The organism is Streptomyces cahuitamycinicus (genome assembly GCF_002891435.1).
Classification (GTDB): Bacteria; Actinomycetota; Actinomycetes; order Streptomycetales; family Streptomycetaceae; genus Streptomyces; species Streptomyces cahuitamycinicus.
Genome location: NZ_POUC01000033.1, coordinates 1 through 25,454 on the forward strand (window position 1 = coordinate 1; position 25,454 = coordinate 25,454).

At 69.7% G+C, this 25,454-nt stretch carries 18 protein-coding genes and 5 pseudogenes; 9 read left to right on the plus strand and 14 right to left on the minus strand.

What is annotated here, in order from left to right; genetic code table 11:
• Together C1J00_RS07195 and C1J00_RS07200 are read right to left on the minus strand one after the other, a co-directional pair.
• Positions 1-228 (minus strand): hypothetical protein (locus C1J00_RS07195; protein WP_146046143.1); only part of this gene is annotated, 228 nt, incomplete at its 3' end.
• A 303-nt stretch (positions 229-531) separates the two neighbouring features.
• A pseudogene (locus C1J00_RS07200) lies at positions 532-1,308 on the minus strand (transposase family protein).
• A 238-nt stretch (positions 1,309-1,546) separates the two neighbouring features.
• On the opposite strand from C1J00_RS07200, the pseudogene C1J00_RS46475 reads away from it, so the two are divergent.
• Positions 1,547-1,724, plus strand: a pseudogene (locus C1J00_RS46475) (NF041680 family putative transposase); the annotation flags it as partial.
• Between the two features lie 2 nt (positions 1,725-1,726).
• Here the strand turns inward: C1J00_RS46475 and C1J00_RS07210 are convergent.
• From C1J00_RS07210 to C1J00_RS07230, 4 genes and pseudogenes are all read right to left on the minus strand, one after another.
• Positions 1,727-2,401 (minus strand): annotated as a pseudogene (locus tag C1J00_RS07210) (transposase); the annotation flags it as partial.
• 1,187 nt (positions 2,402-3,588) lie between these two features.
• The gene (locus tag C1J00_RS07220) at positions 3,589-3,915 is read right to left on the minus strand and encodes a hypothetical protein (protein ID WP_102908199.1); all 327 of its coding nucleotides are present in this window, start codon (positions 3,913-3,915) and stop codon (positions 3,589-3,591) included.
• Between the two features lie 488 nt (positions 3,916-4,403).
• Positions 4,404-5,270: an ABC transporter permease gene (locus tag C1J00_RS07225; RefSeq protein ID WP_102908200.1), complete on the minus strand. Its 867-nt coding sequence runs from the start codon at positions 5,268-5,270 to the stop codon at positions 4,404-4,406.
• The gene (locus C1J00_RS07230) at positions 5,267-7,927 is read right to left on the minus strand and encodes a CocE/NonD family hydrolase (RefSeq protein WP_102908201.1); all 2,661 of its coding nucleotides are present in this window, start codon (positions 7,925-7,927) and stop codon (positions 5,267-5,269) included. The genes C1J00_RS07225 and C1J00_RS07230 overlap by 4 nt, the downstream gene beginning before the upstream one ends.
• Before the next feature lie 382 nt (positions 7,928-8,309).
• On the opposite strand from C1J00_RS07230, the gene C1J00_RS07235 reads away from it, so the two are divergent.
• Positions 8,310-9,518: a S8 family peptidase gene (locus C1J00_RS07235; RefSeq protein WP_102908202.1), complete on the plus strand. Its 1,209-nt coding sequence runs from the start codon at positions 8,310-8,312 to the stop codon at positions 9,516-9,518.
• 91 nt (positions 9,519-9,609) lie between these two features.
• Here C1J00_RS07235 and mmsA read toward each other — a convergent pair whose 3' ends face one another.
• The 5 genes and pseudogenes from mmsA to iolC all read right to left on the minus strand — a co-directional run bounded on the left by mmsA (position 9,610) and on the right by iolC (position 15,103).
• Positions 9,610-11,112: a CoA-acylating methylmalonate-semialdehyde dehydrogenase gene (gene mmsA, locus C1J00_RS07240; protein ID WP_102908203.1), complete on the minus strand. Its 1,503-nt coding sequence runs from the start codon at positions 11,110-11,112 to the stop codon at positions 9,610-9,612.
• Between the two features lie 14 nt (positions 11,113-11,126).
• On the minus strand, positions 11,127-13,010 hold the full coding sequence (iolD, locus tag C1J00_RS07245) for a 3D-(3,5/4)-trihydroxycyclohexane-1,2-dione acylhydrolase (decyclizing) (protein WP_102908204.1): 1,884 nt from the start codon (positions 13,008-13,010) through the stop codon (positions 11,127-11,129).
• 86 nt (positions 13,011-13,096) lie between these two features.
• A pseudogene (locus C1J00_RS48190) lies at positions 13,097-13,258 on the minus strand (5-deoxy-glucuronate isomerase); the annotation flags it as partial.
• A gap of 16 nt (positions 13,259-13,274) precedes the next feature.
• Positions 13,275-14,156: a Cgl0159 family (beta/alpha)8-fold protein gene (locus tag C1J00_RS07255; protein WP_102908205.1), complete on the minus strand. Its 882-nt coding sequence runs from the start codon at positions 14,154-14,156 to the stop codon at positions 13,275-13,277.
• Positions 14,153-15,103 (minus strand): 5-dehydro-2-deoxygluconokinase, encoded by a 951-nt coding sequence (gene iolC, locus C1J00_RS07260; RefSeq protein WP_102908206.1) that lies wholly within the window; start codon positions 15,101-15,103, stop codon positions 14,153-14,155. The genes C1J00_RS07255 and iolC overlap by 4 nt, the downstream gene beginning before the upstream one ends.
• Positions 15,104-15,717: 614 nt before the next feature.
• Here iolC and C1J00_RS07265 point away from each other — a divergent pair.
• The 4 genes from C1J00_RS07265 to C1J00_RS07280 all read left to right on the plus strand — a co-directional run bounded on the left by C1J00_RS07265 (position 15,718) and on the right by C1J00_RS07280 (position 18,957).
• Entirely contained in the window at positions 15,718-15,918 is a 201-nt protein-coding gene (locus tag C1J00_RS07265; RefSeq protein ID WP_062926956.1) for a helix-turn-helix transcriptional regulator, read from the plus strand.
• Between the two features lie 59 nt (positions 15,919-15,977).
• Complete coding sequence (locus C1J00_RS45100; protein ID WP_180989446.1) at positions 15,978-16,130, plus strand: hypothetical protein; 153 nt, start codon at positions 15,978-15,980, stop codon at positions 16,128-16,130.
• 138 nt (positions 16,131-16,268) lie between these two features.
• Positions 16,269-16,508: a heavy-metal-associated domain-containing protein gene (locus tag C1J00_RS07275; protein ID WP_102908207.1), complete on the plus strand. Its 240-nt coding sequence runs from the start codon at positions 16,269-16,271 to the stop codon at positions 16,506-16,508.
• Positions 16,509-16,716: 208 nt separating this feature from the next.
• Positions 16,717-18,957 (plus strand): heavy metal translocating P-type ATPase, encoded by a 2,241-nt coding sequence (locus C1J00_RS07280; protein ID WP_102908208.1) that lies wholly within the window; start codon positions 16,717-16,719, stop codon positions 18,955-18,957.
• Between the two features lie 680 nt (positions 18,958-19,637).
• On the opposite strand, the gene C1J00_RS07285 is transcribed toward C1J00_RS07280, so the two are convergent.
• Together C1J00_RS07285 and recD2 are read right to left on the minus strand one after the other, a co-directional pair.
• Positions 19,638-20,927 carry a citrate synthase gene (locus C1J00_RS07285; protein ID WP_102908209.1) on the minus strand — a complete coding sequence of 430 codons (1,290 nt, stop codon included), beginning with the start codon at positions 20,925-20,927 and terminating at the stop codon, positions 19,638-19,640.
• A gap of 178 nt (positions 20,928-21,105) precedes the next feature.
• Positions 21,106-23,385, minus strand: a complete 2,280-nt coding sequence (gene recD2, locus C1J00_RS07295; protein ID WP_102908210.1) for an SF1B family DNA helicase RecD2 — start codon at positions 23,383-23,385, stop codon at positions 21,106-21,108.
• A 241-nt stretch (positions 23,386-23,626) separates the two neighbouring features.
• Here recD2 and C1J00_RS44615 point away from each other — a divergent pair, with 241 nt between their 5' ends.
• From C1J00_RS44615 to C1J00_RS07300, 3 genes are all read left to right on the plus strand, one after another.
• Positions 23,627-23,863, plus strand: a complete 237-nt coding sequence (locus tag C1J00_RS44615) for a hypothetical protein (protein ID WP_146046144.1) — start codon at positions 23,627-23,629, stop codon at positions 23,861-23,863.
• A 53-nt stretch (positions 23,864-23,916) separates the two neighbouring features.
• Positions 23,917-24,087, plus strand: coding sequence for a hypothetical protein (locus C1J00_RS45105; RefSeq protein WP_180989447.1), 171 nt, complete (start codon positions 23,917-23,919; stop codon positions 24,085-24,087).
• Between the two features lie 121 nt (positions 24,088-24,208).
• The gene (locus C1J00_RS07300; protein WP_102908211.1) at positions 24,209-24,739 is read left to right on the plus strand and encodes a GNAT family N-acetyltransferase; all 531 of its coding nucleotides are present in this window, start codon (positions 24,209-24,211) and stop codon (positions 24,737-24,739) included.
• Here C1J00_RS07300 and C1J00_RS07305 read toward each other — a convergent pair.
• Positions 24,693-25,204: pseudogene (locus tag C1J00_RS07305) on the minus strand (hypothetical protein). The gene C1J00_RS07300 and the pseudogene C1J00_RS07305 overlap by 47 nt on opposite strands.
• Between the last annotated feature and the right edge of the window lie 250 nt (positions 25,205-25,454).

A 25,454-nucleotide genomic window follows, 5' to 3' on the forward strand; every position in this document is an offset into this window, starting at 1 on the left:
GGCGGGGGCAGCGTCGGCCTCGTCGACGAGGTCGACCTCGACGTCGGCCGTGGCCGTCGCCGTGTTGTCGTTGTCGTTGCTGTTGGTGTTGGTGTTCTCGTTCTCGTTGACGATGACGATGCCCGGCTCGTCGTTGTAGTCGCCGGCGCTGGCGACCGAGGCGGAACCCGCGAGAAGGGCCACCGCCGCGAGGGCCGACGCAGCCCCGCGCTTAACATTCGTGCGCATTGATATCTCCGTTCTGTGTCTTCCAGGCTGGAAGGACGAAACCAGTATTGCCTCAACTCCGGGGCGCGCTCCACTTGGAATGCCCGTGGCTCCGGAACTTCATCCACATGGCCCTCTGGGAGAGATGATATGAGTGCGGAATCCCCAGGTCACGACGGGCCGATCAACCCATCGGAGTAATGACACACCGGCTAACCAGCAAAGTTGGGTCACACCCTCGTCCCTCGACCGAGTGCGCGGCCGATGAAAATCCTGCATTGATCCTATTTTCACTCCGGAGGCAACGTCTTCACTGAACCTCTTTCATCCTGAATAGCTGCAGGTCAGCAGTGTGTGGACGGCCTGGACGACGGTGCCGATACGGCGGGTGGAGCATCTGGTCCGGCGGAGCAGTCGCCAGGACTTCAGCTGAGCGAAGGCGCGTTCGCCGGGTGCTCGGAGACGGGCGTGGTCGCGGTTGAACTGCTGGTAGTGCTTGGGCTGTTCGCTGTGGTGGTAGTAGTAGGCGCGGTCGGCGAGAACGAGGATCTGCCGGGTGAGGCAGGCCTGGACGATGCCGTGGGCGCGGGCGGCGGTCAGGTCGTGGGTGCGGCCGGGTGTCGCGCGGGAGAACCACAGCGGTGTGCCGTCGGGCCGGGCGATGACCTGCACTTCATGCCGTGCTTGCGGTGCTTCGTCGAGTAGTACGGCTCGTCGGCGGCGATGCGGTCGGTGGGGATCAGGGTGCCGTCAACAATGACGTGGTCGCCTTCACCGAGGCCGGTGAGGGCTTCGTGGAGGCTGGGCGCCCAGCCGGCCAGGACGTCCAAGGTCTCGTCGACGTACCGCCAGGCGGTGGCCCGGGATATCCCGAAAACCGGCTCCGAGCTGCGAGAACGTCTCGTTCTTCCGCAGGTGCACCAGGGTGAGCAGTGCCTGCTGGAAGCAGCTGAGCTTGCGCCAGCGGGTGTTGCGGGCTTGGCGGTGCTCGTACAGCAGCCAGGCGACATGCTCGACGAGCTCATGCGGGACGTCGAGCGTGGCAGGATACGGAACCAACAGGGCCCCTTCGGTCACCGGTGTGTTGAGTGGAATCACCACACCAACGACGAGGGGCCCTGCCTCGTCACCACACCCGCTGACCAGCCCATTTCACCCTCCAGCACAGGCTGAAAGAGGCTCACTGCGATGGACACTCAACTTGATCTTTAACCTGGGGGCTCGAACGACGTCTCGTACTTGATCACTCGGGTCGGTAACTGCCGTACATCCAGGCGGCCTTCGGCTGACCATGTGCTCCGACCAAGGAACGCACACACCCAGCACGAAGGCCGTGGGTATGAGTCTGTTGCACCCTGCCGTCCGGCAGGAGCCGTTCGCGGAACACACGCTTCCGGGGCGAGTTCTACTCGTGCCTGACCAGGCGTTCGGATGCACCGTTCGAACTGGCCGACGCCGTGCTGTGTGCGGATGGTCCGGTCCGCTCACTGGTGGAGCTGTCGCCGGTGGGCGAGCACTACCAGCCCTTCATCCGGGCGAAGACGTGCTCCACGCGGGCGCGGACTTTGCGGTGGGAGGCGTTGTGTTCCTCTTTCCGGCCGGGAGTTGGGTCTGGCCTTTCTCGCGGCGGTGCGGGATGACCAGGCCGGTGCCCTGGTAGCCGCCGTCTGCGATGACCGTGGTCTTACCGACGGCGTCTTTCGCGCCGGACAGCTCCACGCCTTGCAGTCGTTGCGGTTGCCGGCGACTGGTCGGCCGACCGCGACGACGAGCCGGGTGTCGGCGTCGATGACGACCTGGTGGTTGGTGGAGTACCGGTAGTTCTTGGACTGCTCGGCGATGGTGTGGTCGCGGGTGGGGACCAGGGTGCCGTCCACGATCAGGACGACGCTCTTGCGGAACCCTTGCGTTGCTGGAGCGCGAGCGAGGGCCCGAGGTGGTCGATGATGCGGTCGGCGGCCGACTTGGACACCCCGAACAGCGGGGCCAGTTGGCGCAGGGTGAGGTTCGTTCGCCAGTACGCGGCGACCAGGAGCACGCGGTCCTCCAGGGGCAGGCTCCAGGGCCGGTCCTGTCGCACCGGATCTGCACCTTCACGCCGCAGAGCGGTGATCAGCTTGCTGAACTGACGCGGGCTCAGCCGGGTGAACGGGGCTATCCAGGAGGGCTCCGACGCCGTGATCACACCAGACACAGCAAGATCATCTCACCCTGACCAGCAGTTACGGGACAGCCCTTACGACCTCGGGCACGACGGGCATTCGGGCACGCCAGCGGAACCTGCTGTCAAGGGGCAAGGCTGTGACCAGCATGGATGTGATCGAGGGAGACCGTCAATCCCTATCGTGCACGAGGTCGTTGGCCAACACCTGGAAGGCGGTTTTTTGGGCGATCTCCGGGCCCCCGGCCCGAACACGGCGGATTGGGCCCGCAGCACGTCCACAACGGCCACGCAGTCCCCGACGGCGAGCAACCGAGCGGTAGTCGGCAGGATCCTCCCCGACTCAGGGAGGACTTGGGCGTGCGCCACGGTGACAGCGCTACCGATACGCCTGACACACACCGGACTTGGGCTGGCCGGACCGGTTCTTGTGCGTTGGTGATGCGCTCCTGCGGATGAAACAGGGGATGAAAGAAGGGGCTGACAGCGCCGACGGACGCCGGGTTCCGTCCTCAGTGGTGACGACCGGAACACGCACATCGACCTCTTCGAGCCGACGGGCCGAAGACGCTGGGGCCGCTGCCGGACGGAGGCGTGGACGGCTCCGAACGTTTCGTCTGCATCACCGGGCGGACCGGAGGGAGACGCCTGAGATGTGGAGTCCGGCCAGGTAGATGGTCGCGGCCTTCTCATAGCGGGTGGCATTGCCTCGTCGCTGCTTCAGGCGGTTGACGCACCGCTCGACGGTGGTGCGCTGCTCGTAAGCCTCGCGGTCGAATTCCGGCGGCCTGCTGCCCGGCCTGGTGCGGGACCGTCCGTGGCGCCGGAGAAGACACGGACGCCATCGCGTCGGTCATAGTGGGCGCATCGCCGGCGCGGCCGGCGGTGAGGACGAAGACCAAGGGGCGGCGCTTGCCGTCGGCTGCGCAATGGATCTTCATGGTCAGTCCGCCGCGGGACCGGCTGATGGCGCAGTCGTCCGGCTCGTCGGCCGGGGCCCCGTTCTGCGGGCCCCGGCCGCGCGTTGGTGAGCGCGCACGCTCGTGGAGACCACCGAGGATGCCCGGTTTCAGGTCCTCGTCGGCGCTGCCTGGGCCTTCACCGTGGTGAGGACCCGCTCGCATCGATCACCTCATGGTGGTCCCGCCATCGGCCACCTGGCATCGGCAGTACTGGGCGGTGACGGAGTCCCGTCAGACGACTGCCGGGGAGGGGCTACGTCAGCCGCAGATCTGGAAGCTCTCACCATCGGTCTTCAGCGTTGCGCAGACCGGGGCCTTGGGCGCGGTGACCGTGATGCTCTCCTCGATACCCGCCTTTACGGTCTTGCTTACGTTCGCGAGTTCCGTTTCGCCGGAGGTGATGCGGACACTGACGGTCCGCGTCTGGTCGCAGGTGACGCTGACCGTGAACTGCTTGGTCACGTTGTTGGTGACCGCGTGGCTGCCGATGCCGCAGGGGAAGGGCTGCTGAGGAGCGGCCTGCGCGGGCGCGGCAGCGATGAGCGGTGCTGAAGCCAGCAGCGCGGTGGCCGCAGAACGGAGCATGCGATGAGGCATTGGTTCTCCAGGGTGTTCAATTCGGCCGACCGCCGGGCGGCCAGCCGCTCGATCTCGGCGCGAAATGTTCCTTAAGCGCCTTTGGCGGGAAGATGTGACCACGGTCGGCACGAGCTCTGCAACACGGCGAACCATGTGGATCCGCCAGTCGGGTGACGGGGCGTTCGGGATCCCCGTGCCTGCATGTGCTTGAGTGTCGGCTTCCGTCATGACGTCGGTGCCGGCGGGTACTACGGCGCAGGCCGGCGCGCTACGTCTAGGCCAAGTCGACAGAGGGCCCGGGAGTTGAGCTCAGCGCTCAATCGTGTGGCGGGTCGGTTCTCGCGTGCGGTCGGAGTCCTCACCGCACTTCAGCCTGGCCATGGTGGGACATGCGTTCCCGGGAGTCGTCGGAGCCCCGACCACCGAAAGGATGGCCGCAGAAACGACACCACCAGCACCATCCGCCAGGCGAGATCCGAAGACTCCCGCACTGGCTAGGACACCACGTCCTTACGGGCGAAACCGCGGAAGGCCAGGGCGAACAGCACGAGCGCGTACGTCACGGAGAGAGCCGTACCCTGGATCATGTCCGTCCATTGGAGCTGGGGCTGGACCGCGTCGAGCCAGGCATACTGCCAGTGCGCGGGCAGGAAGTCCCGCCAGCCGCCGAGGGCTGTCACCTCGTCGAGAACGCTTCCGATGATGGTCAGGAACACCGCGCCGCCGACGGCACCAAGAGGCGCGTCGGTTCTGGTCGACAGCCAGAACGCCAAGCCGGCGGTGACGAGTTGGGAGACTAGGACGTACGCCACGATGATCACCAGGCGCTGCGCGGCGGTGCCGGCGGACAGTGTGCCCCCGGTGGGGAGCTGCAGCGGACCCCAGCCGTAAGCGGCCGTGCCGACGGCAAGGGCGACGACCGGCAACAGCACGAGGGCGGCAAGGCTGAGGCCGAGTGCGACGACGAGTTTGGACCACAGCAGGCGTGCTCGGGGCACCGGCGCCGCGAGGAGGTAGCGCAGCGAGGACCAGCTGGCCTCCGCGGCGACCGTGTCCCCGAAGAACAGCGCCACGGGGATGACGAGCAGGAAACCGGCGGAGGCGAAGAGGTTCACGGCGGCGAAGTTGGCGCCGGACGCCGTGGCCGAGTCCATGAGGTTCACCCGGCCGTTGTCCTGGCCCGGCTCGCCACCGATCTGGAAGGCGATGAGCAGGACGAACGGCAGGACGAACATGATCGCCCCCATGACGAGTGTCCGCCGCCGCTTCAACTGCCTGACCAGCTCCACCCGCAGGGGCAGCGTGCGGCCCGCGCGGTAGCCGGACGCGACCTCCGGGGGATCGGCCACGATGCTGCTCATGCTTCAGCTCCGATCAGAGTGAGGAAGGCGTCCTCGAGGCGCCGGTGGGGGCCTACGGACTCCACGGCGACCTGCAGCTGTACCAGCCCGGCGACCAGGCGTGCAGGGGTTCCGCCGGAGTCGAGGCGGACCAGGAGTCCTTCGTCGGTGCGCACTGCCGAGGCGACGCCCGGCAATGCCCCCACCTTCTCGACGAGGGGCTCGTCCAAGGGGGTGGTCGTGCCCACCAACAGTGTGTCCCCAGAGCCGATGATCTCCGTCACCGGGCCCGCCTGGACGAGCCGCCCATGGTCCATCACCACCAGGTGGGTGCAGGTCTGTTCGACCTCGGCCAGCAGATGGCTGGAGACGATGACCGTGCGGCCGGCCGCCGCGTACCGGATCATGACCTCGCGCATCTCGCGGATCTGAGGGGGGTCCAGGCCGTTGGTCGGCTCGTCGAGAATGAGCAGGTCCGGCAGGCCGAGCATGGCCTGGGCGAGGGCGAGGCGCTGGCGCATGCCCTGCGAGTAGGTGCGGACCGGGCGGGCGAGGGCGTCGCCGAGGCCCGCGATCTGCAGCGCTCCGTCCAGGTACGCGTCCTCGGGCGGGCGGCCGGTGGCGCGCCAGTACAGTTCGAGGTTCTCGCGGCCGGAGAGATGCGGCAGGAAGCCCGCGCCTTCGACGAAGGCGCCGACGCGCGACAGCACAGGGGTGCCCGGCCGGATCGCGTGGCCGAAAACGCGGATCTCGCCGCCGTCCGGCTTGATCAGGCCCATCAGCATGCGCAGGGTCGTCGTCTTGCCCGCACCGTTGGGGCCGAGGAGCCCCAGTATCTGGCCCTTCTCCACGCGGAAGGACAGGTCCTTGACCGCGTAACGATCCGTCGACTTGGCGTACCGCTTGGACAGATCCGTGATGGTGAGCGGCACTTCGGCCAGCGCGGGGTCGGGGGTGGGCGCTACCGTGCGGCGCCGTCCACTCAGCAGCAGCGCCAGTGCGACGACCGCGCCGGCCGGCGGCATCCACCACACCCAGGCGGGCAGCGGGCCCGCACCGCCGGTCCCGCCGAGGGGCATCGGCACCTTGAGGTCGGTCTTGAGGGAGACGGTGTACGTCGCCGGAGTCGTCGGGGAGGCGTAGCCGAGGTCGGTCGAGGCGAGGACCAGGCGGAGCCGGTGACCGTCGGCCACCTCGTGGTCGATGGCAGGGAGGGTGACGCTCACGTCCTTGCCGGCCTTCGCGCCCTCCACTCTGAGGGGCGTGACGAGTTGCGAGGGCAGCACCGGCCGGATGCCGTCCCGGCCGACGTCGTACAACTTCGCGAAGAGCACGGCGTCGTCACTGGTCGAGGTCACGCGGACCGTGACCGTCGGCGAGCCGGTGATCTGCGTGTCCTTCCGGAAGAGCGCCGACTCGAATGCGGCGAACTGGCCCGGAAAGTCGAGGGCCACCCCGATGCCGAGCGAGGACAGCTGGGACAGGCCGCCCGCGCTGCCGAGGCCGGGCAGGGCGGAGATGCCGGGCGGGCTGGCACCGGCCGGGTTGTCGATGCGCTGCTCGCGTCCGGTCAGGGTGACGGAGTGCTGGTCGCTCTTGAGGCCGGGGTAGGTGTCCTCGGCCACGCCGGTCAGCCTCGGCTCGCCGGTGCCGACGGTGCGCGTGACCCGGAAGGCCGGGCCGGTGTCAGCTCTCTTCTCGTCCTTGAGATAGCGGTCGAACCAGGTCTGTACCCGGGCCTGGACGCGGCTGGTCTCCGTGTCGCCGCCGTCGTGACCGCCGGCGATCCAGTCGACGTCGACGGGGGCACCGCCCGCGCGGATCGCCTTCGCCGCCGCATCGGCCTGGTTCAGTGGGAAGAGGGAATCGGTCTGGCCCTGCATCAGGAGGGTGGGCACCTTGATGCGGTCACCGACGGCGGTGGGTGAGCGTTCCTCCAGCAGTTCGCTCGCCTCGGCGTCCGGATTCCCTGATGCGGCGACGCGTTCGTACATCCGGCACAGCACGGGCTCGAGCCTCCGGCAGCCGCCACCGGTGTTGACGAAGATGCCGGCCCACAACTTCTTGAACACACCGTTCGGGAACAGCGCGTCCGCGAGGTTCCAGTACGTGATCGACGGGGCGATGGCGTCCACCCGGTCGTCGTGGCCCGCCGCCAGCAGCGCGATGGCGCCGCCGTAGGAGGCGCCCGCCATGCCCACGCGCGGGTCGCCGGGCTTGTCGAGCTCGACCTGGGGCTGCTCGGCCAGCCAGTCGATGAGCTTCGAGACGTCGGCCACTTCGCCCTTGGGGTCGTTCAGCCCTATCTTGCCCGTGGACCTTCCGAAGCCGCGCGCCGACCAGGTCATCACCGCGTACCCGTCGCGGGCGAGGTCCTCCGCCTGCTGCCGGACGTCGTCCTTGCTGCCGCCGAAACCGTGCCCGAGCAGAACGGCGGGGCGGCGGCCGCCCGAGCCCGCGGTGAAGTACGAGGTGTCGATGCGTACCCCGTCGCCCGTGGTCATGAGCTGGTCGGCGCGGTGCACCGGGGGCGGGTCGTCGGAGGCGACGGCCGACGTCACCGTCCATGTACCCGCACCGGCGAGCAGGGCGACGGCGGACGCGGCAGCGATGAACCGTCGCCGTCGCCGTGACCACAGTCCCCGCAGTCCGGGCAGTCCGGGCAGTCGAAGATTCATGCGTCAACGGTAAGGGCTCAACCTGTCGGCAAGTTGTCGACCAGGGAGCGAACCCACACCCCTCCCCAAGGAGTACGGCTTCTGCGTACGTACTGCAGGCGTGGTAGGGAGCCCATTCCTTGAGCGGCTGTCAGGCGTGAGTGGGGTCCCTGTTCCGCCCACTGCGACCCCTTGGGGAGCCGACCGCCACACTCACGTACCTTCAGGCCGGGTCATCGCCCGATTCCACGAGCGCAACCGACAAGGCCAGGGAGACCTGTTGGTGATCTTTAAGCCCTTAGTGGTCATTAGGGATCAACTGGACTAATACCGCATTGTACTGACCAACGGCCAGGCCATCCTCGGATTAGCGTCAGCCAACACGTCAGGAAGGCCCTTCAGGATGCGCGAAATCTTCACCGCCCGACGGCGGATCGTCGCAGCGATCTCCGCTGTGGCCGCGGCGGCTGCCATCGGGAGCGGTACCGCTCTGCCCGCCGAAGCCACCCCGTCCGCAGGAAGGATTCTGCAAGAGGACTCCGCCAATGCGGTCGAGAACAGCTACATCGTCGTGCTGAAAGAGTCCGCGGGATTCAGGGCGAACTCCACGAAAGGCGAAGATCTGGTGGCCAAGTACGGCGCCACCGTGGACTGGACCTACGACGCCGTACTCAACGGCTACGCCATCCGTATCAGCGCCTCCGGAGCGAAGAGTTTGGCAGAAGACCCGGCCGTCGAGTTCGTCGAGCAGGACCGGATGGTCCACCTCGAGGCCACCCAGTACAACCCGCCGTGGGGCCTGGACCGCATCGACCAGCCCCGGTTCCCGCGCAACCTGATGTACTCCTATCCGGATACGGCGGGCAAATCTGCGACCGTGTACGTGATCGACACGGGAGTGCGCATCACTCACACCGAGTTCGCAGGGCGCGCCAGGCACGGCTACGACTTCGTCGACCGCGACGCCAACGCCTCTGACGGCAACGGTCACGGAACACACGTCGCCACCACGGTCGCCGGCAAGACGTACGGCGTGGCGAAGCAGTCCAAGATCGTGTCGGTACGCGTGCTGGACAACAGGGGGGCCGGCACCCTCTCCGGTGTCATCGCAGGCGTCGACTGGGTCACGGTGCGTCGCGTCCGGCCCGCAGTCGCCAACATGTCGCTGGGCGCCGGCGTCAGCACGTCGCTGGACACCGCGGTGAGGAACTCCATCGCCTCCGGTGTCACCTACGCGGTTGCCGCCGGCAACTCGAACGCGAACGCCGCCTCCTTCTCACCCGCCCGGGTGCGTTCTGCCCTCACTGTTGGGGCCAGCACATGGACGGACAGCAGATCCAGTTTCTCGAACTACGGTTCCCAGCTCGACATGTTCGCCCCCGGCTCCCTGATCACAGCGGGCTGGCACACCAGCGACACGGCGACGACCACGCTCTCCGGCACATCCATGGCGACCCCCCATGTCGCGGGAGCCGCGGCCGTCTACCTCACCTCGCACCCCAGCGCCGGTCCGGCGACCGTGCACAGCGCCCTCGTGAACGGGGCCACAACCGGAGTTCTCCGCAACGTCGGGACCGGTTCACCCAACAGGCTTCTCAGACTCGTGCCGTAGATGATCGATTCCAGAGATCAGGTGTCGAAGGCGGTCCGTGAGTAGGGGCCGTGTCCGGTGTGGCCTTTGCGCCTGACTGCTTGACGAGAGTTCAGTGGTTGCGCGGGAAGCCCAGGTCGACGCCCGCCGGGGCGTCGGCCGGGTCCGGCCAGCGGGTGGTGACGACCTTGCCGCGAGTGTAGAAGTGCGTGCCGTCGTTGCCGTAGATGTGGTGGTCGCCGAAGAGCGAGTCCTTCCAGCCGCCGAAGGAGTGGTAGCCCACGGGGACGGGGATCGGGACGTTCACGCCGACCATGCCGGCCTCGACCTCCAGCTGGAAGCGGCGGGCCGCACCGCCGTCCCGGGTGAAGATCGCGGTGCCGTTGCCGAACGGCGAGGCGTTGATCAGGTCCAGGGCCTCCTCGTAGGTCCCGGTGCGCAGCACGGTCAGCACCGGACCGAAGATCTCGTCCTGGTAGGCCTTCGCGGACGTGGGCACCTTGTCGAGCAGCGAGATGCCGATCCAGTGGCCGTCCTCGAAGCCTTCGACGGTGTGGCCGGTTCCGTCGAGGATCACCTCGCAGCCCTCGGCCGCCGCGCCCTCGACGTAGGTGGCGACCTTGTCGCGGTGGACCTTGGTGATCAGTGGGCCCATCTCGGACGTCGGGTCGTCGCCCGGGCCGATCTTGATCTTCTCGGCGCGCTCGCGGATCTTCTCCACCAGCTCGTCGCCGATCGAGCCCACCGCGACGACCGCGGAGATGGCCATGCAGCGCTCACCCGCGGACCCGTAGGCGGCCGACACGGCGGCGTCGGCGGCCGCGTCGAGGTCGGCGTCCGGGAGGACCAGCATGTGGTTCTTGGCGCCGCCGAGGGCCTGGACGCGCTTGCCGTTGGCGGAGGCGGTGGTGTGGATGTAGCGGGCGATCGGGGTCGAGCCCACGAAGGAGACGGCCTTGACGTCCGGGTGCTCCAGCAAGCGGTCCACGGCCACCTTGTCGCCGTGAACGACGTTGAAGACGCCGTCGGGCAGGCCCGCCTCCGACAGCAGTTCGGCGATCTTCAGCGAGGCCGACGGGTCCTTCTCGGACGGCTTCAGCACGAAGGTGTTCCCGCAGGCGATGGCGATGGGGAACATCCACATCGGCACCATCGCCGGGAAGTTGAACGGGGTGATGCCCGCGACGACGCCGAGCGGCTGGCGGATCGAGGAGACGTCGACGCGGCTGGCGACCTGAGTGGACAGCTCGCCCTTCAGCTGGACGTTGATGCCGCAGGCCAGGTCGACGATCTCCAGACCGCGGGCGACCTCGCCGAGGGCGTCGCCGTGCACCTTGCCGTGCTCGGCGGTGATCAGCTCGGCGATCGCGTCCCGGTTGGCGTCCAGCAGGGCGCGGAACTTGAACAGGATCGACGTGCGCTGGGCCAGCGAGGACTGGCCCCAGGTCACGTAGGCCTCCTTGGCGGCGGCGACCGCCGCGTCCACCTCGTCGACCGAGGCGAACGCGACCTTCGTCGTCACCTCGCCGGTCGCCGGGTTGGTCACCGGCCCGTGCGTGCCCGAGGCGCCTTCGACGGTCTTGCCGCCGATCCAGTGGTTGACGATCTTCGTCATGGCCGGGAACTCCTTCACAGATGGCGGCGTCGGGTGGAGACGTGCCGTTCGTACAGCTCACGTGCCTTGACCGCGGACGGCCGTGTCGCGGTCTCGGCCACGGGTACATCCCACCAGGCCTGGGCGGGAGGCGCGCCCGACACTGTGTCTGCCGTTTGGGTCTCGACGTAGACACATGTGGGCGTGTCGGCGGCCCGGGCCTCGGCGAGGGCCTCCCGCAGGTCCCGTACGGTCTTCGCGCGCAGGACGCGCATGCCGAGGCTGGCCGCGTTGGCGGCGAGGTCGACGGGCAGCGGCGGCCCGGTGTACGAGCCGTCCTCGGCCGGGTAGCGGTAGGCGGTGCCGAACCGCTCGCCGCCCACCGACTCCGACAGGCCCCCGATGGAGGCGTAGCCGTGGTTCTGGATGAGCAGGACCTTGATCGCGATGCCTTCCTGCACGGCCGTGACGATCTCCGTGGGCATCATCAGGTACGTGCCGTCACCGACCAGCGCCCACACGGGCCGGTCCGGGGCGGCCATCTTGACGCCGATGGCGGCGGGGATCTCGTAGCCCATGCAGGAGTAGCCGTACTCCAGGTGGTACTGGTCGGGCGAGCGCGTGCGCCACAGTTTGTGCAGGTCGCCGGGTAGGGAGCCGGCGGCGTTGATCAGGATGTCGGACTCGTCGGCGAGTTCGTCCAGGGCGCCGAGGACCTGGGGCTGGGTCGGGCGGGTGTCCGGTTCGTCCACCTCGTAGCAGGCGTCGACGCGCTGCTCCCAGCGCTCCTTGTCCTCGGTGTACTCGGTGGCGTAGCCGCCGGCGACCCGGTACGCGTGCGGGCGCAGGGCGTGCGTGAGCTCCGTGAGGCCGCTGCGGGCGTCCGCGATCAGGGGCCGGCCGGCGAGCTTGTGGCCGTCGAAGGGGGCGATGTTGAGGTTGAGGAACCGCACGTCCGGGTTGCCGAACAGCGTGCCGGAGGCGGTGGTGAAGTCGGTGTAGCGGGTGCCGACGCCGATCACCAGGTCGGCGGTGCGGGCCAGTTCGTCCGCGGTGGCCGTGCCCGTGTGGCCGATGCCGCCGACGTCCTGGGGGTGGTCGTGGCGCAGGGAGCCCTTGCCGGCCTGGGTGGAGGCGACCGGGATGCCGGTGGCCGCGGCGAACTCGGCGAGGGCCTCCTCGGCACGGCTGTGGTGGACGCCGCCGCCCGCGACGACCAGCGGCCGCTTCGCCGCCCGGATCGCCCGCACGGCCCCGGCCAGTTCCGCCGGGTCGGCGCCGGGCCGCCGTACGGTCCAGACGCGCTCGGCGAAGAACTCCTCCGGCCAGTCGTACGCCTCCGCCTGCACGTCCTGGGGCAGGGCTAGGGTGACGGCGCCGGTCTCGACGGGGTCGGTGAGCACGCGCATCGCGGCGAGCGCCGAGGGGATCAGGGCCTCGGGCCGGGTGATCCGGTCGAAGTACCTCGACACCGGGCGCAGGCAGTCGTTGACCGACACGTCGCCCGCGTAGGGCACTTCGAGCTGCTGGAGGACCGGGTCGGCGGGGCGGGTGGCGAACACGTCACCGGGCAGGAGCAGCACCGGCAGGTGGTTGATGGTCGCGAGGGCCGCGCCGGTGACGAGGTTGGTGGCGCCCGGGCCGATGGAGGTCGTCACCGCGTGCGTGGACAGGCGGCCGGACTGGCGGGCGTAGCCGACCGCCGCGTGCACCATGGCCTGTTCGTTGCGGCCCTGGTGGTACGGCATCTCCTCGGCGTGCTCCAGGAGCGCCTGGCCGATGCCGGCGACGTTGCCGTGGCCGAAGATGCCCCAGGTGGCGCCGATGAGCCGTTGCCGGACGCCGTCACGTTCGGTGTGCTGGGCCGCCAGGAAGCGCACGAGCGCCTGTGCGACCGTCAGCCTCGTCGTCGAGGTCATCGGTGTCCCTCCCTCTGGGTGGTCACGGATACGCGACGGCCACGATGAATGTTCACCCGGCGGGGCCGCGTACGCCTCCTTCGGGAGACCTCCGGCGCGGGGCCGTAGCGGGCGGGGAGTTGTCGCTCGCACTTCGCTCCTGCCAAAGCAAAGCGGCCTCCCGCGCCGGAGGCGATCTGGACCCGGGGCCTGCCCGGGAGGGGGAACTCGTGGTCTTCCGTGCTGTCGCCCGTGGTGAAGGTGCGGGTGGTCATGAGGCGGCCCTCACAGCAGTCCGACGGCGGTGTCCACGGCTGCGGCCACGTCGCCGTCCGCCGGGTACAGCAGTGAACGCCCCACGACCAGCCCGCACACGGTGGGCAGTCGCAGGGCGCCGCGCCACTTCTCGTAGGCCCCGTCCTGGTCGTCGCCCACCTCGCCGCCGAGCAGCACGGCGGGCATCGTCGAGGTGGCCATGACGTCGGCCATGTCGTCGGGGTTGTCGGTGACGGGGACCTTCAGCCAGGTGTAGGCGGAGCTGCCGCCGAGGCCCGAGGCGATGGCGATCGACTTGGTGACGGCCTCGGCGGAGAGGTCGTTGCGCAGCCGGCCCTGCTCGTCGCGGTAACTGATGAACGGCTCGACGAAGACGGGGAGTTTGCGGGCGGCCATGGCGTCGACGGCCCGGGCGGTGGACTCCAGGGTGGTGAGCGAGCCGGGGTCGTCGTAGTCGATGCGCAGGAGCAGCTTGCCCGCGTCGAAGCCGAGTCGCTCGATGTCCTCGGGGCGGTGGCCGGTGAAGCGGTCGTCGAGTTCGAAGCGCGCGCCCTGGAGGCCGCCGCGGTTCATCGAGCCCAGGACGACCTTGCCGTCGAGGGCGCCGAGCAGGAGCAGGTCGTCGAGGATGTCGGCGGTGGCGAGGACGCCGTCCACGCCGGGGCGGGACAGGGCCAGGCAGAGGCGTTCGAGGAGGTCGGCGCGGTTGGCCATGGCGAGGCTGCGACCGCCGACGCCGAGGGCGCCGCGGGCCGGGTGGTCGGCGGCGACGATCATCAGCCGGCCGTTGTCGTTCAGCAGGGGCCGGCGCGGGCGGCGAGCGGCGGCCTCGGCGACGGCCTCCGGGCGGTGGCTGCGCAGGCGGACGAGTTCGCAGACGTCGACGGTCACTGGACGGCCCCCGCGGTGACGGCCGTCTCGATCTCGGCCGGGGTGGGCATCGCGGAGGAGCACTCCAGGCGGGAGGCGACGATGGCGCCGGCGGCGTTGGCGTGCCGCATGGTCTTCTCCAGGTCCCAGCCGGCCAGCAGGCCGTGGACGAGTGAGCCGCCGAAGGCGTCGCCCGCTCCGAGGCCGTTGAGCACGTTCACGGGCAGCGGCGGGACCTCGGCGCTCTCGCCGGCGCTGTTCACCGCGAGGACGCCCTTGGGGCCCTGCTTGACGACGGCCAGCTCCACACCGGCGTCCAGGAGGGCGCGGGCGGCGGCGTGGGGTTCGCGCACGCCGGTGGCGACCTCCACCTCGTCGAGGTTGCCGACGGCGACGGTGGTGTGGCGCAGGGCCTCGGTGTAGAAGGGGCGTGCGGCGTCGGGGTCGGACCAGAACATGGGGCGCCAGTCGAGGTCGAAGACCGTCGTGCCGGACCTGGCGCGGTGGGCGAGCGCCGCGAGGGTCGCCGTCCGGCTCGGCTCTTCGCTCAGGCCCGTGCCCGTGACCCAGAAGACGCGGGCGTCGCGGACGGCGTCGAGGTCGAGCTCGTGGGCGTCGATCTCCAGGTCGGGGGCCTTGGGCTGCCGGTAGAAGTACAGCGGGAAGTCGTCCGGCGGGAAGACCTCGCAGAAGGTGACCGGGGTGGGCAGGCCGGGGACCGGGGTGACCCAGCGGTCGTCCACGCCGAAGCCTTGCAGAGCCTCGTGGAGGTAGGTGCCGAAGGGGTCGTCGCCGGTGCGGGTGATCACCGCCGTCCGCCGTCCCAGGCGGGCCGCCGCGACCGCGACGTTGCTCGCGGAGCCGCCGAGGAACTTGCCGAAGGACGTGACCTGCGGCAGCGGGACGCCGGTCTGGAGCGGATACAGATCCACTCCGATCCGCCCCATGGTGATCAGGTCGTACGTCATCGGTGTCCCCTCGGTGCTCGGCTCTCCCCGGTTTTGTAGCCCCCTCTCGACGCCCTGTCAATGTTTTGTCCGGACATTCGGACCAGATCATGACAGCGCTTTCCGTGCGGGCCGGTCCGGATGTCCTGGTCCTGGTCCTGGTCCGGGTTTCACGGTTCCGTGGTGTTCAGGCCTCGGTGCCGGTCCGCCTCTCGGGGCGGACGGCTGCCGGACGGCGGGGTGACGGGTATTCGCCGCTGCGGGGCGTCGAAGAGCAGAACTCCTGCGGAGGCCGGGTGTCACGTCGAGGCGCCTCGGACGAGCCGGGCTCCCGAGGCCGGGTGTCACGTCGAGGCGCCCCGGACGAGCCGGGCTCCCGAGGCCGGGTGTCACGTCAAGGCGCCTCGCCGACCGTCCGGTGCGCGTCTTTGCCCCGGTTGTGTCACAAACGCCCGCGTCCTGTCACGTGCGTGCCATGGACGCGGGTCTTCCGTCACACCCGGCCCACAGGCACTGCCCCGTACCCCCGGGCGTCGTTGACCGGGCACAGGCTCGTTGATCGCCAGCGCAGCGCCCGGCTCCCCCGGACGGCCGTCCGCGGCCACCGCCGTGGTGCGCGCGGGGAGGTGCACGTCATGACCGACCGAAGGCTCTGGTCCTACAAGGAGATCGCGGCGCACATCCGGGTGCAGCCGGACACCGTGCGGTCCTACCGCAAGCACGGGCTGCTACCCCCGCCCGACCACGTCGAGGGCGGCAAGCCCTACTGGTACGCCGACACCGTCCGGGCCTGGGTCGCCTCCAGGCCCGGCAACCGCGGCCGAAGAGCCGAGTGAAACCATCCCCCGATCGGACCTCGTGCCCCACCCTCCCGTGGGGCACGGTCACCGCCGGCATGTCAGCTTCACGGCTCGATGACCGCCGCCCCCGCTCCCTGCGCCGTCCCCATCGCCGCCGGCGCGGCCGGGACCTCGTCCACGCGATCGTCGACGTCACCAGCAGCTCAGGGCGCAGGACGCCGCCGACCAGCTCCCGCATCGGCGGGTAGCCGTGCGCGCGGCCAGGGCCCGGGTCCGACCTGGGGAACGGGGGACGTCGTGAGCTGATACCCCCTAGGGGTACAGTTGGATGTGCGGGTCCCTCAGCGGACCCCACAGCCCCACATGCCTCGACGAGGAGTAACGACATGACCGCCCAGACCGACACCACGGGCCCCGTCACCACCGTCTTCAAGGTGAGCGGCATGAGCTGCGGACACTGCGAGGGCGCGGTCTCCGGGGAGATCTCCCAGATCTCCGGCGTGAACTCGGTGACAGCCGTCGCCAAGACCGGCGAGGTCACCGTCGTCTCCGCGACTCCGCTCGACGACGAGGCCGTACGCACCGCCGTCGACGAGGCAGGCTTCGAGCTGGCCGGCCGGGCCTGAGAGCCACCCGATCCGGCGCGCGGCCGTGCCTGAGCCACCCGGCCCGATGCACACGGCCGGGCCTGCGCCACCCGGGTGCGGCACCCCGCGAGGTCTGAGGGCGCGCCGCCCCTGGCACTCGTACCCGTGTACGGGCCGTACGCCGCCGCCCCGGCCCGTGCGGCCCGTTCCGCTTCCCGGGCGCCCGCATCTCCAGGAGTCAGAGGACATGACCAGCACCACCGCCAAGGCACCGGCCGACCGCGAGCCGGCCCTCGCCGAGGTCGAGCTGCTGATCGGCGGGATGACCTGCGCCTCCTGCGCGGCCCGCGTCGAGAAGAAGCTCAACCGCATGGACGGCGTCTCCGCCACGGTGAACTACGCGACGGAGAAGGCCCGGGTCGCCTACCCCGCGAGCGTCGAGGTCGCCGATCTCATCGCCACCGTGGTGAAGACCGGGTACAGCGCCGAGGAGCCCGCGCCCCCGCGGGAGGAGGACCCCGAAGGCGAGGAGGAGGACCCCGGCCTCACGGCCCTGCGGCAGCGCCTGACCGTCTCCGCTCTCCTCGCCCTGCCCGTGATCCTCACGGCGATGGTGCCGGCGCTCCAGTTCGACAACTGGCAGTGGCTCTCGCTCACCCTCGCCGCACCGGTCGTCGTCTGGGGCGGGCTGCCCTTCCACCGGGCGGCCTGGACCAACGCCCGGCACGGCGCCGCCACCATGGACACGCTGGTCTCCCTCGGCACCCTGGCCGCGTTCGGCTGGTCCCTGTGGGCGCTGTTCCTCGGCGACGCGGGCATGCCGGGCATGCGGCACCCCTTCGAGCTCACGGTCTCGCGCGGGGACGGCGCCTCCTCGATCTACCTGGAGGTCGCCTCCGGCGTCACCGCGTTCATCCTGCTGGGCCGCTATCTGGAGGCCCGTTCCAAGCGCCGCGCGGGAGCCGCGCTCCGGGCGCTGATGGACCTGGGCGCCAAGGACGTGGCCGTGCTGCGGGACGGCCGCGAGGTGCGGATACCGGCGCAGCGCCTCGCCGTCGGCTACCGGTTCGTCGTACGGCCCGGCGAGAAGATCGCCACCGACGGCACGGTCGTCGAGGGGGCCTCCGCCGTGGACGCCTCGATGCTGACCGGCGAGTCGGTGCCGGTGGACGTGTCGGCGGGGGACGCGGTCACGGGCGCGACGGTCAACACGGGCGGGCGGCTGGTCGTCGAGGCCACCCGGGTCGGCGCCGACACCCGGCTCGCGCGGATGGCGAAGCTGGTGGAGGACGCGCAGAACGGCAAGGCCGAGGTGCAGCGGCTCGCCGACCGGATCTCCGGGGTCTTCGTGCCGGTGGTGCTGCTGATCGCCGTCGCCACGGCCGGGACCTGGCTCGGGCTGACGGGCGACGCCGTCGCCGCGTTCACCGCGGCCGTCGCCGTGCTGATCATCGCCTGCCCGTGCGCGCTGGGTCTGGCCACACCGACCGCCCTGATGGTCGGCACGGGCCGCGGCGCCCAGCTCGGCATCCTCATCAAGGGCCCGGAGGTCCTGGAGTCCACACGCCGGGTCGACACGGTCGTCCTGGACAAGACCGGCACCGTCACCACGGGCCGGATGACCCTCCAGGAGATCCACCTCGCCGAGGGCGCCGACGAGAAGGAGGTGCTGCGGCTGGCGGGCGCCGTCGAGCACGCCTCCGAGCACCCCGTCGGCCGTGCGATCGCGCTGGGCGCCGAGGAGAGCGCCGGGCGGCTCCCGGAGGCCGAGAGGTTCGAGAACGTGCCCGGGCGGGGCGTACGCGGGCACGTGGAGGGCCGTGACGTCGCCGTGGGGCGGCTCTTCGACGAGCTGCCGCCGGAGCTGGCCCGCGCGCGGGACGAGGCCGAGCAGGCCGGGCGCACGGCGGTCGTGGCCGGCTGGGACGGGACGGCGCGGGCCGTGCTGGCCGTCGCGGACGCGGTCAAGGAGACCAGCGCCGAGGCCGTGCGTGAGCTGCGCGCCCTGGGACTCACGCCGGTGCTGCTGACCGGGGACAACCGTGCGGTGGCCGAGACGGTGGCGGCGGCCGTGGGGATCGAGCAGGTGGTGGCCGAGGTGCTGCCCGAGGACAAGGTCGACGCGGTACGGCGGTTGCAGGCCGAGGGGCGGGTCGTCGCCATGGTGGGCGACGGCGTCAACGACGCGGCCGCGCTCGCCACCGCCGATCTGGGCCTGGCCCTGGGCACCGGCACGGACGCGGCGATCGAGGCGGGCGATCTGACACTGGTCCGCGGTGATCTGCGGGCGGCCGCGGACGCGATCCGGCTGTCGCGCCGGACCCTGGCCACGATCAAGGGCAATCTCGTGTGGGCCTTCGGCTACAACGTGGCCGCGCTGCCGCTGGCCGCCGCGGGCCTGCTGAACCCGATGATCGCGGGGGCCGCGATGGCCTTCTCGTCGGTCTTCGTCGTGACGAACAGTCTGCGACTGCGGACATTTCGGTGAAGTCGCCCGAATTCAGTCCACGTTCACAGCGAACGTGATTTGAGCCCCTCTGGAGTCCCGGGCCCGGCTCACATAAGCTCTTCACAAGGCGCGCGCATCATCCTTACGCTTGGGCCTCGAACGGCATATCCGGGCTCTTGCGCATCTACCGGACATACGCAAGAGACGCAGATCACAGTGATGTGAACGTAACCATCGAAGGGGTTCGAAGGTCTAAGTTGACGATGTCAGGGAGCGTCTTGGGGGGCGCCGTCTGACATCCGGAGATGTCTTGGGGGACTTCTCCGGTTGGGGGTGCCTCCCTGCTCGAACGGTTGAGAGCTTGGGGGAGCGTTGCCGGGGCACGTACACCGGGAAGCTTTGAGCGGCCCTCCCGGGCGTGCGCTGTCCCGGCAGATCGCACACCACCGCAGTACCGCAGTACGACGAGTTCTGCTCGTTCTGCTCAACAGCGATTCAGGCGCTGTCCTCACAGACGCCCGGCCGGATCCCGTGGGGGGAATCCGTACCGGGACTGGGAAGGCGCCCTGGACGTCGGCCCGTGGGGGGACCGACGCCGGGGCGCCTTCTTCATTGCGTAAGAAGTCACGTGAGAGATCGCGTAAGAAATCGCGCGAGAGATCACGCGAAAGCCCCCGCACCCGGCAAGCGGATACGGGGGCCGAAGCGGGTGCTGCGCCTCAGCGCTCCTCGACGGGAACGAAGTCGCGCTCGACCACGCCCGTGTAGATCTGGCGCGGGCGGCCGATGCGGGAGCCGGGCTCCTTGATCATCTCGTGCCACTGGGCGATCCAGCCCGGCAGCCGGCCGAGGGCGAACAGGACCGTGAACATCTCGGTCGGGAAGCCCATGGCCCGGTAGATCAGGCCGGTGTAGAAGTCGACGTTCGGATAGAGGCTGCGCGAGACGAAGTAGTCGTCGGAGAGCGCGTGCTCCTCCAGCTTCAGCGCGATGTCCAGCAGCTCGTCGGACTTGCCCAGCGCCGACAGCACGTCGTGCGCGGCAGCCTTGATGATCTTGGCGCGCGGGTCGAAGTTCTTGTAGACCCGGTGGCCGAAGCCCATCAGGCGGACGCCGTCCTCCTTGTTCTTCACCTTGCGGATGAAGGAGTCGACGTCACCGCCGGCGTCGCGGATGCCCTCCAGCATCTCCAGCACGGACTGGTTGGCGCCGCCGTGCAGCGGGCCCCACAGCGCGTTGATGCCGGCGGAGATCGAGGCGAACATGTTCGCCTGCGAGGAGCCCACCAGGCGGACCGTGGAGGTGGAGCAGTTCTGCTCGTGGTCCGCGTGCAGGATCAGCAGCTTGTCGAGGGCCGAGACCACCGTCGGGTCCAGGTCGTACTCCTGCGCCGGGACCGAGAAGGTCATGCGGAGGAAGTTCTCCACGTAGCCGAGGTCGTTGCGCGGGTAGACGAACGGGTGACCGATCGACTTCTTGTACGCGTACGCGGCGATCGTCGGAAGCTTCGCGAGCAGCCGGATCGTGGAGAGGTTGCGCTGACGCTCGTCGAACGGGTTGTGGCTGTCCTGGTAGAACGTGGACAGCGCCGAGACGACCGAGGACAGCATGGCCATCGGGTGGGCGTCGCGCGGGAAGCCCTTGTAGAAGTTCTTGACGTCCTCGTGCAGCAGGGTGTGCTGCGTGATGTCGTTCTTGAACACCGAGAGCTCGTCGACGGTCGGCAGCTCGCCGTTGATCAGCAGGTAGGCGACCTCCAGGAAGGTGGAGCGCTCGGCCAGCTGCTCGATCGGATAGCCGCGGTACCGCAGGATGCCCGCTTCGCCGTCCAGATACGTGACGGCGGATTTATACGCGGCCGTGTTGCCGTAACCGCTGTCCAGCGTCACCAGACCCGTCTGGGCGCGGAGCTTTCCGATGTCGAAGCCCTTGTCACCGACGGTGCTGTCGATCACCGGGTAGGTGTACTCGCCGTCGCCGTACCGCAGTACTACAGAGTTGTCGCTCACGTCTTCCCTCACCGACGTTGTGCCTCATCTTCGAGGTGCCCTGACTGTCTCTACCATCCCCCACTTGGCTCAGGAGAGTGCACTCGGGGTCGACCATCGGGCCTATTGACGGCACTGAGTGCCGCCAACTTGCTCATCCTGCCCCCTGTGTTCCCCTTCCGGAAGGGTCTTGTGACCTTCACGACTCGTTTGATCGATCATTTTTCGTTGAACCGAGCCGGAAGTCGAGTGCCGTGCACCGCCGGCCCGCCGAAATCGTGCGCACCGCCTGGCCGATCGCCCTGCGCGAACCGACGAGGACGACCAGCTGCCTGGCCCGGGTGACCGCCGTGTAGAGCAGGTTGCGCTGGAGCATCATCCAGGCGCCCGTGGTGACCGGGATGACGACCGCCGGGTACTCGCTGCCCTGGGAGCGGTGGATCGTCACGGCGTAGGCGTGCGCCAACTCGTCGAGCTCGTCGAACTCGTACGGCACCTCCTCGTTCTCGTCCGTGAGCACCGTCAGGCGCTGGTCGACCGGGTCGAGCGAGGTGACCACGCCGACGGTGCCGTTGAAGACACCGTTCTCGCCCTTCTCGTAATTGTTGCGAATCTGGGTGACCTTGTCGCCGACGCGGAAAACCCGTCCGCCGAATCTCTTCTCCGGCAGATCGGGCCGGCCCGGGGTGACGGCCTGTTGCAGCAGGCCGTTGAGGGTGCCGGCGCCGGCCGGGCCGCGGTGCATGGGGGCGAGGACCTGGACGTCACGGCGCGGGTCCAGACCGAACTTGGCCGGAATGCGGCGGGCGGCCACATCGACGGTGAGCCGGCCGGCGGCCTCGGTGTCGTCCTCGACGAAGAGGAAGAAGTCCTTCATTCCGTCCGTCACCGGGTGTTGGCCGGCGTTGATCCGGTGCGCGTTCGTCACCACGCCGGACTGCTGGGCCTGCCGGAAGACCCGGGTGAGGCGGACCGCCGGGATCGGGCCGCCGTCGGCCAGCAGGTCCCGCAGGACCTCGCCCGCGCCGACGCTGGGCAGCTGGTCCACGTCCCCCACGAAGAGCAGGTGCGCTCCCGGCGGGACCGCCTTGACCAGCTTGTTGGCCAGGAGCAGGTCCAGCATGGACGCCTCGTCGACCACCACCAGGTCGGCGTCCAGCGGGCGGTCCCGGTCGTAGGCGGCGTCGCCCCCCGGCTTGAGCTCCAGCAGGCGGTGGACGGTGGAGGCCTCGGCGCCGGTGAGCTCGGACAGGCGCTTGGCGGCCCGGCCCGTGGGGGCGGCGAGCACGACCTTCGCCTTCCTGGCGCGGGCCAGCTCCACGATCGAGCGGACCGTGAAGGACTTGCCGCAGCCGGGGCCGCCGGTGAGGACGGCCACCTTCTCGGTCAGCGCCAGCCTGACGGCGGCCTCCTGCTCCGGGGCGAGGTCGGTGCCCGTGCGCCCCTTGAGCCAGCTCAGCGCCTTGTCCCAGGCGACGGTCCTGAAGCCCGGCATGCGGTCCTCGCCGGTGCGCAGGAGGCGCAGCAGCTGGGCGGAGAGGGAGAGTTCGGCGCGGTGGAAGGGGACGAGGTAGATCGCGGTGACCGGTTCCCCGCCGTCGGGGCCCGGCACCTTCTCGCGGACGACGCCGGGGTCCTCGCCGTCCTCGGGGGGTTCGGCCAGTTCGGCCAGGCATTCGATGACCAGGCCGGTGTCGACCTGGAGGAGCTTCACCGCGTCCTTGATCAGCTGCTCCTCCGGGAGGAAGCAGTGGCCCTGGTCGGTGGACTGGGACAGCGCGTACTGCAGGCCCGCCTTGACGCGCTCGGGGCTGTCGTGCGGGATGCCGACGGACCGGGCGATCTTGTCGGCGGTGAGGAAGCCGATGCCCCAGACGTCGGAGGCGAGCCGGTACGGCTGGTTCTTCACGACCGAGATGGAGGCGTCGCCGTACTTCTTGTAGATGCGCACGGCGATGGATGTGGAGACCTCGACCGTCTGGAGGAAGAGCATGACCTCCTTGATGGCCTTCTGTTCCTCCCAGGCGTCGGCGATCTTCTTCGTGCGCTTGGGGCCGAGGCCGGGGACCTCGATGAGCCGCTTGGGCTCCTCCTCGATGATCTGGAGGGTGTCCATGCCGAAGTGCTGTGTGATGCGGTCGGCGAAGACCGGCCCGATGCCCTTGACCAGGCCGGAGCCGAGGTAGCGGCGGATGCCCTGGACGGTGGCCGGCAGGACCGTCGTGTAGTTCTCGACGTGGAACTGCTTTCCGTACTGCGGGTGGGAACCCCAGCGGCCCTCCATGCGCAGGGATTCGCCCACCTGCGCGCCGAGCAGCGCGCCGACGACCGTGAGCAGGTCTCCCGCGCCTCTGCCGGTGTCGACCCGGGCGACCGTGTAGCCGTTCTCCTCGTTGGCGTACGTGATGCGTTCCAGTACGCCTTCCAGCGTGGCCATGCGCCGCTCGCCCGCCGGGGCGGCCCCCGCCTGATCGGTCATGATCCGACGGTACCGCCCGGGTCCGACAGCGTGGCGGGGCCGGAACGGTCGGCGGTCCTCGCATAAAGCGACCGATCAGTATGCGGCCAAGGCTTCACCTTTCACGGCGAGTTCACAGAAGAGACCGAAGCTTTACAGTTCAAGCATCCCGGCCGCCCCTTTTGTGATCCTTTCCCGTGGAAGAATTCAGGGGTTCGTCAAATTGGGGGGCGGATCCGATTCCGGAGCGACCGTGATGCCGATGCGTTCCCCAGGCCCGAGCGTCCCTGTGCGCGCGTACACGGCGGGCACCCTCCTCGTCGCCCTGTGCGCCATCAGCACGTTGCCGTTGCTCGTGATGGCCCCGGCGATCTCCGGGGAGCACGCGGTCGTGGCTCCGGGACCTTCCGCTCCGGACGGGAACACCCCCGGCTCCCCTCCGCTGCACCGGGCACCCGCGCCGGAATTCCGCCCGCTGCCCAGCCCGGGGCCGGGCTGATTTCCGGCCCGGCCCCTTGCCTTCTCCCCCGCCCCGAATGACGACGAGGAACGATGTCACCCCAGGCCCAGAGCGTCGCCCTGTGGATCATGTCCCTGGCCATCAACATCACGGCGGCGTGCGCGGGGATCGTATGGGGCTTCGAGGCCTTCGCGCAGTTCCTGCTGCCGGCGTTCGGGTCGGTGGTGGGGGCGTCGATGGTGAGCTACAGCCTGCGACGGTGAGAACGCCACGCCGCGGGAGCGGACGAACCGCGGCAGGCGGATGCCGTCGGGGAACGGCCCTCGCCGGTACCTCGCGAAAGCCGATTGCCGCTCGCGTTCGGGCTGGCTAGCGTCCGTTCCCATGCCTCCGACGCTGCGCACCCCGCGCCTGCTCCTCACCCCCTACGCCCCGGGCGACGAAGAGGACTTCGTCGCCCTGTTCCAGGACCCCGGGGTCTCCCGCTGGATGGGGGACGGGCTCTCTCCCGAGGCGGACGACCGGGCCCTGTTCGGGCGGATCTTCAGCAAGGTCTACGCACAGAACCTCTTCGACGTGTGGGCGGTCCGTCGCGACGGGCGACTGGTCGGGCACGCGGAGATCAAGCGGACCGACGAGGTGGACGGGCACGAGATCGTCTACGCGCTGTCCCCCGGGGCCTGGGGAAGCGGACTCGGGACGGAGCTCGCCGAGGCGCTCGTGACGTACGGCTTCGGAACGCTCGGGCTCACCGAGGTGCACGCCACAGTCGCCGCGGAGAACGAGGCCTCGCTGCGCCTGCTCGGGCGGATCGGGTTCGCGCACGTGCGCGACATCGAGGAGGACGACGGTGGTCTCACCCGCGTGCTCACAGCCGTCCGAAGACCACTGAGCGCCACGTCCAGCCCGCTGTGAGGACCGCGTTCCTGAGGGGGTCGCGCAGCTCCGCGCTGTCGAAGCGCCAGGTCTCCGTCGCTTCGAGTCGGCCGTCCGCCCCGCGGCCGATCGTGTCGTGGCGGGAGACAGTCCGGTCGGGCCCGCGCGTGTACCGCCCGGAGATCTTCAGCCGCGGCGGGTCGCCGACCCGGGTGACCTCCCGCCCCTCCTCGACGACACGCACCTCGTGGGTCTCGGGGACCAGGCGCATCCGGAACCGGACGGCGCGCGTCAGCTGCGGCCGGACGAAGAGGGTCTGCAGGCGGGATCGGCCGTTCGCCACTCCGCGACCAGGTCAGCGCTCCCGGCGGCGCCGTTCCGGATGACGTACGGCACGTCGGGCCGGTCCAGGCCGAGCAGGGCCGTCCGCACCTCCTCGGCCGGACGCGGAGCGACACCGTCGGCGGGGCGGGTCGTCCCGGTCAGCTTGTCGAAGAGGCTCATGGTGTCAACCTAGGGCGGCCCGTCACGGCCCCGGCAGGGGCCCCTCGAGAATCCGGCAAGAATTTCTTACCTTGCCGTGCAACCCTTTCCGCCCTCCCGGGGTCGTACTAGGCGTCAGGACTTCTGGAGGGGGATCCGGGGGGATCGCGGGGGTTCCTGACGGGAGGGGAAAAGCCGAGGGGGCCCGGTCGACGGACCGGGCCCCCTCGAAACCGTTCGGAAGCCTTTCGCGGGTGTCGGAACGGCTGTC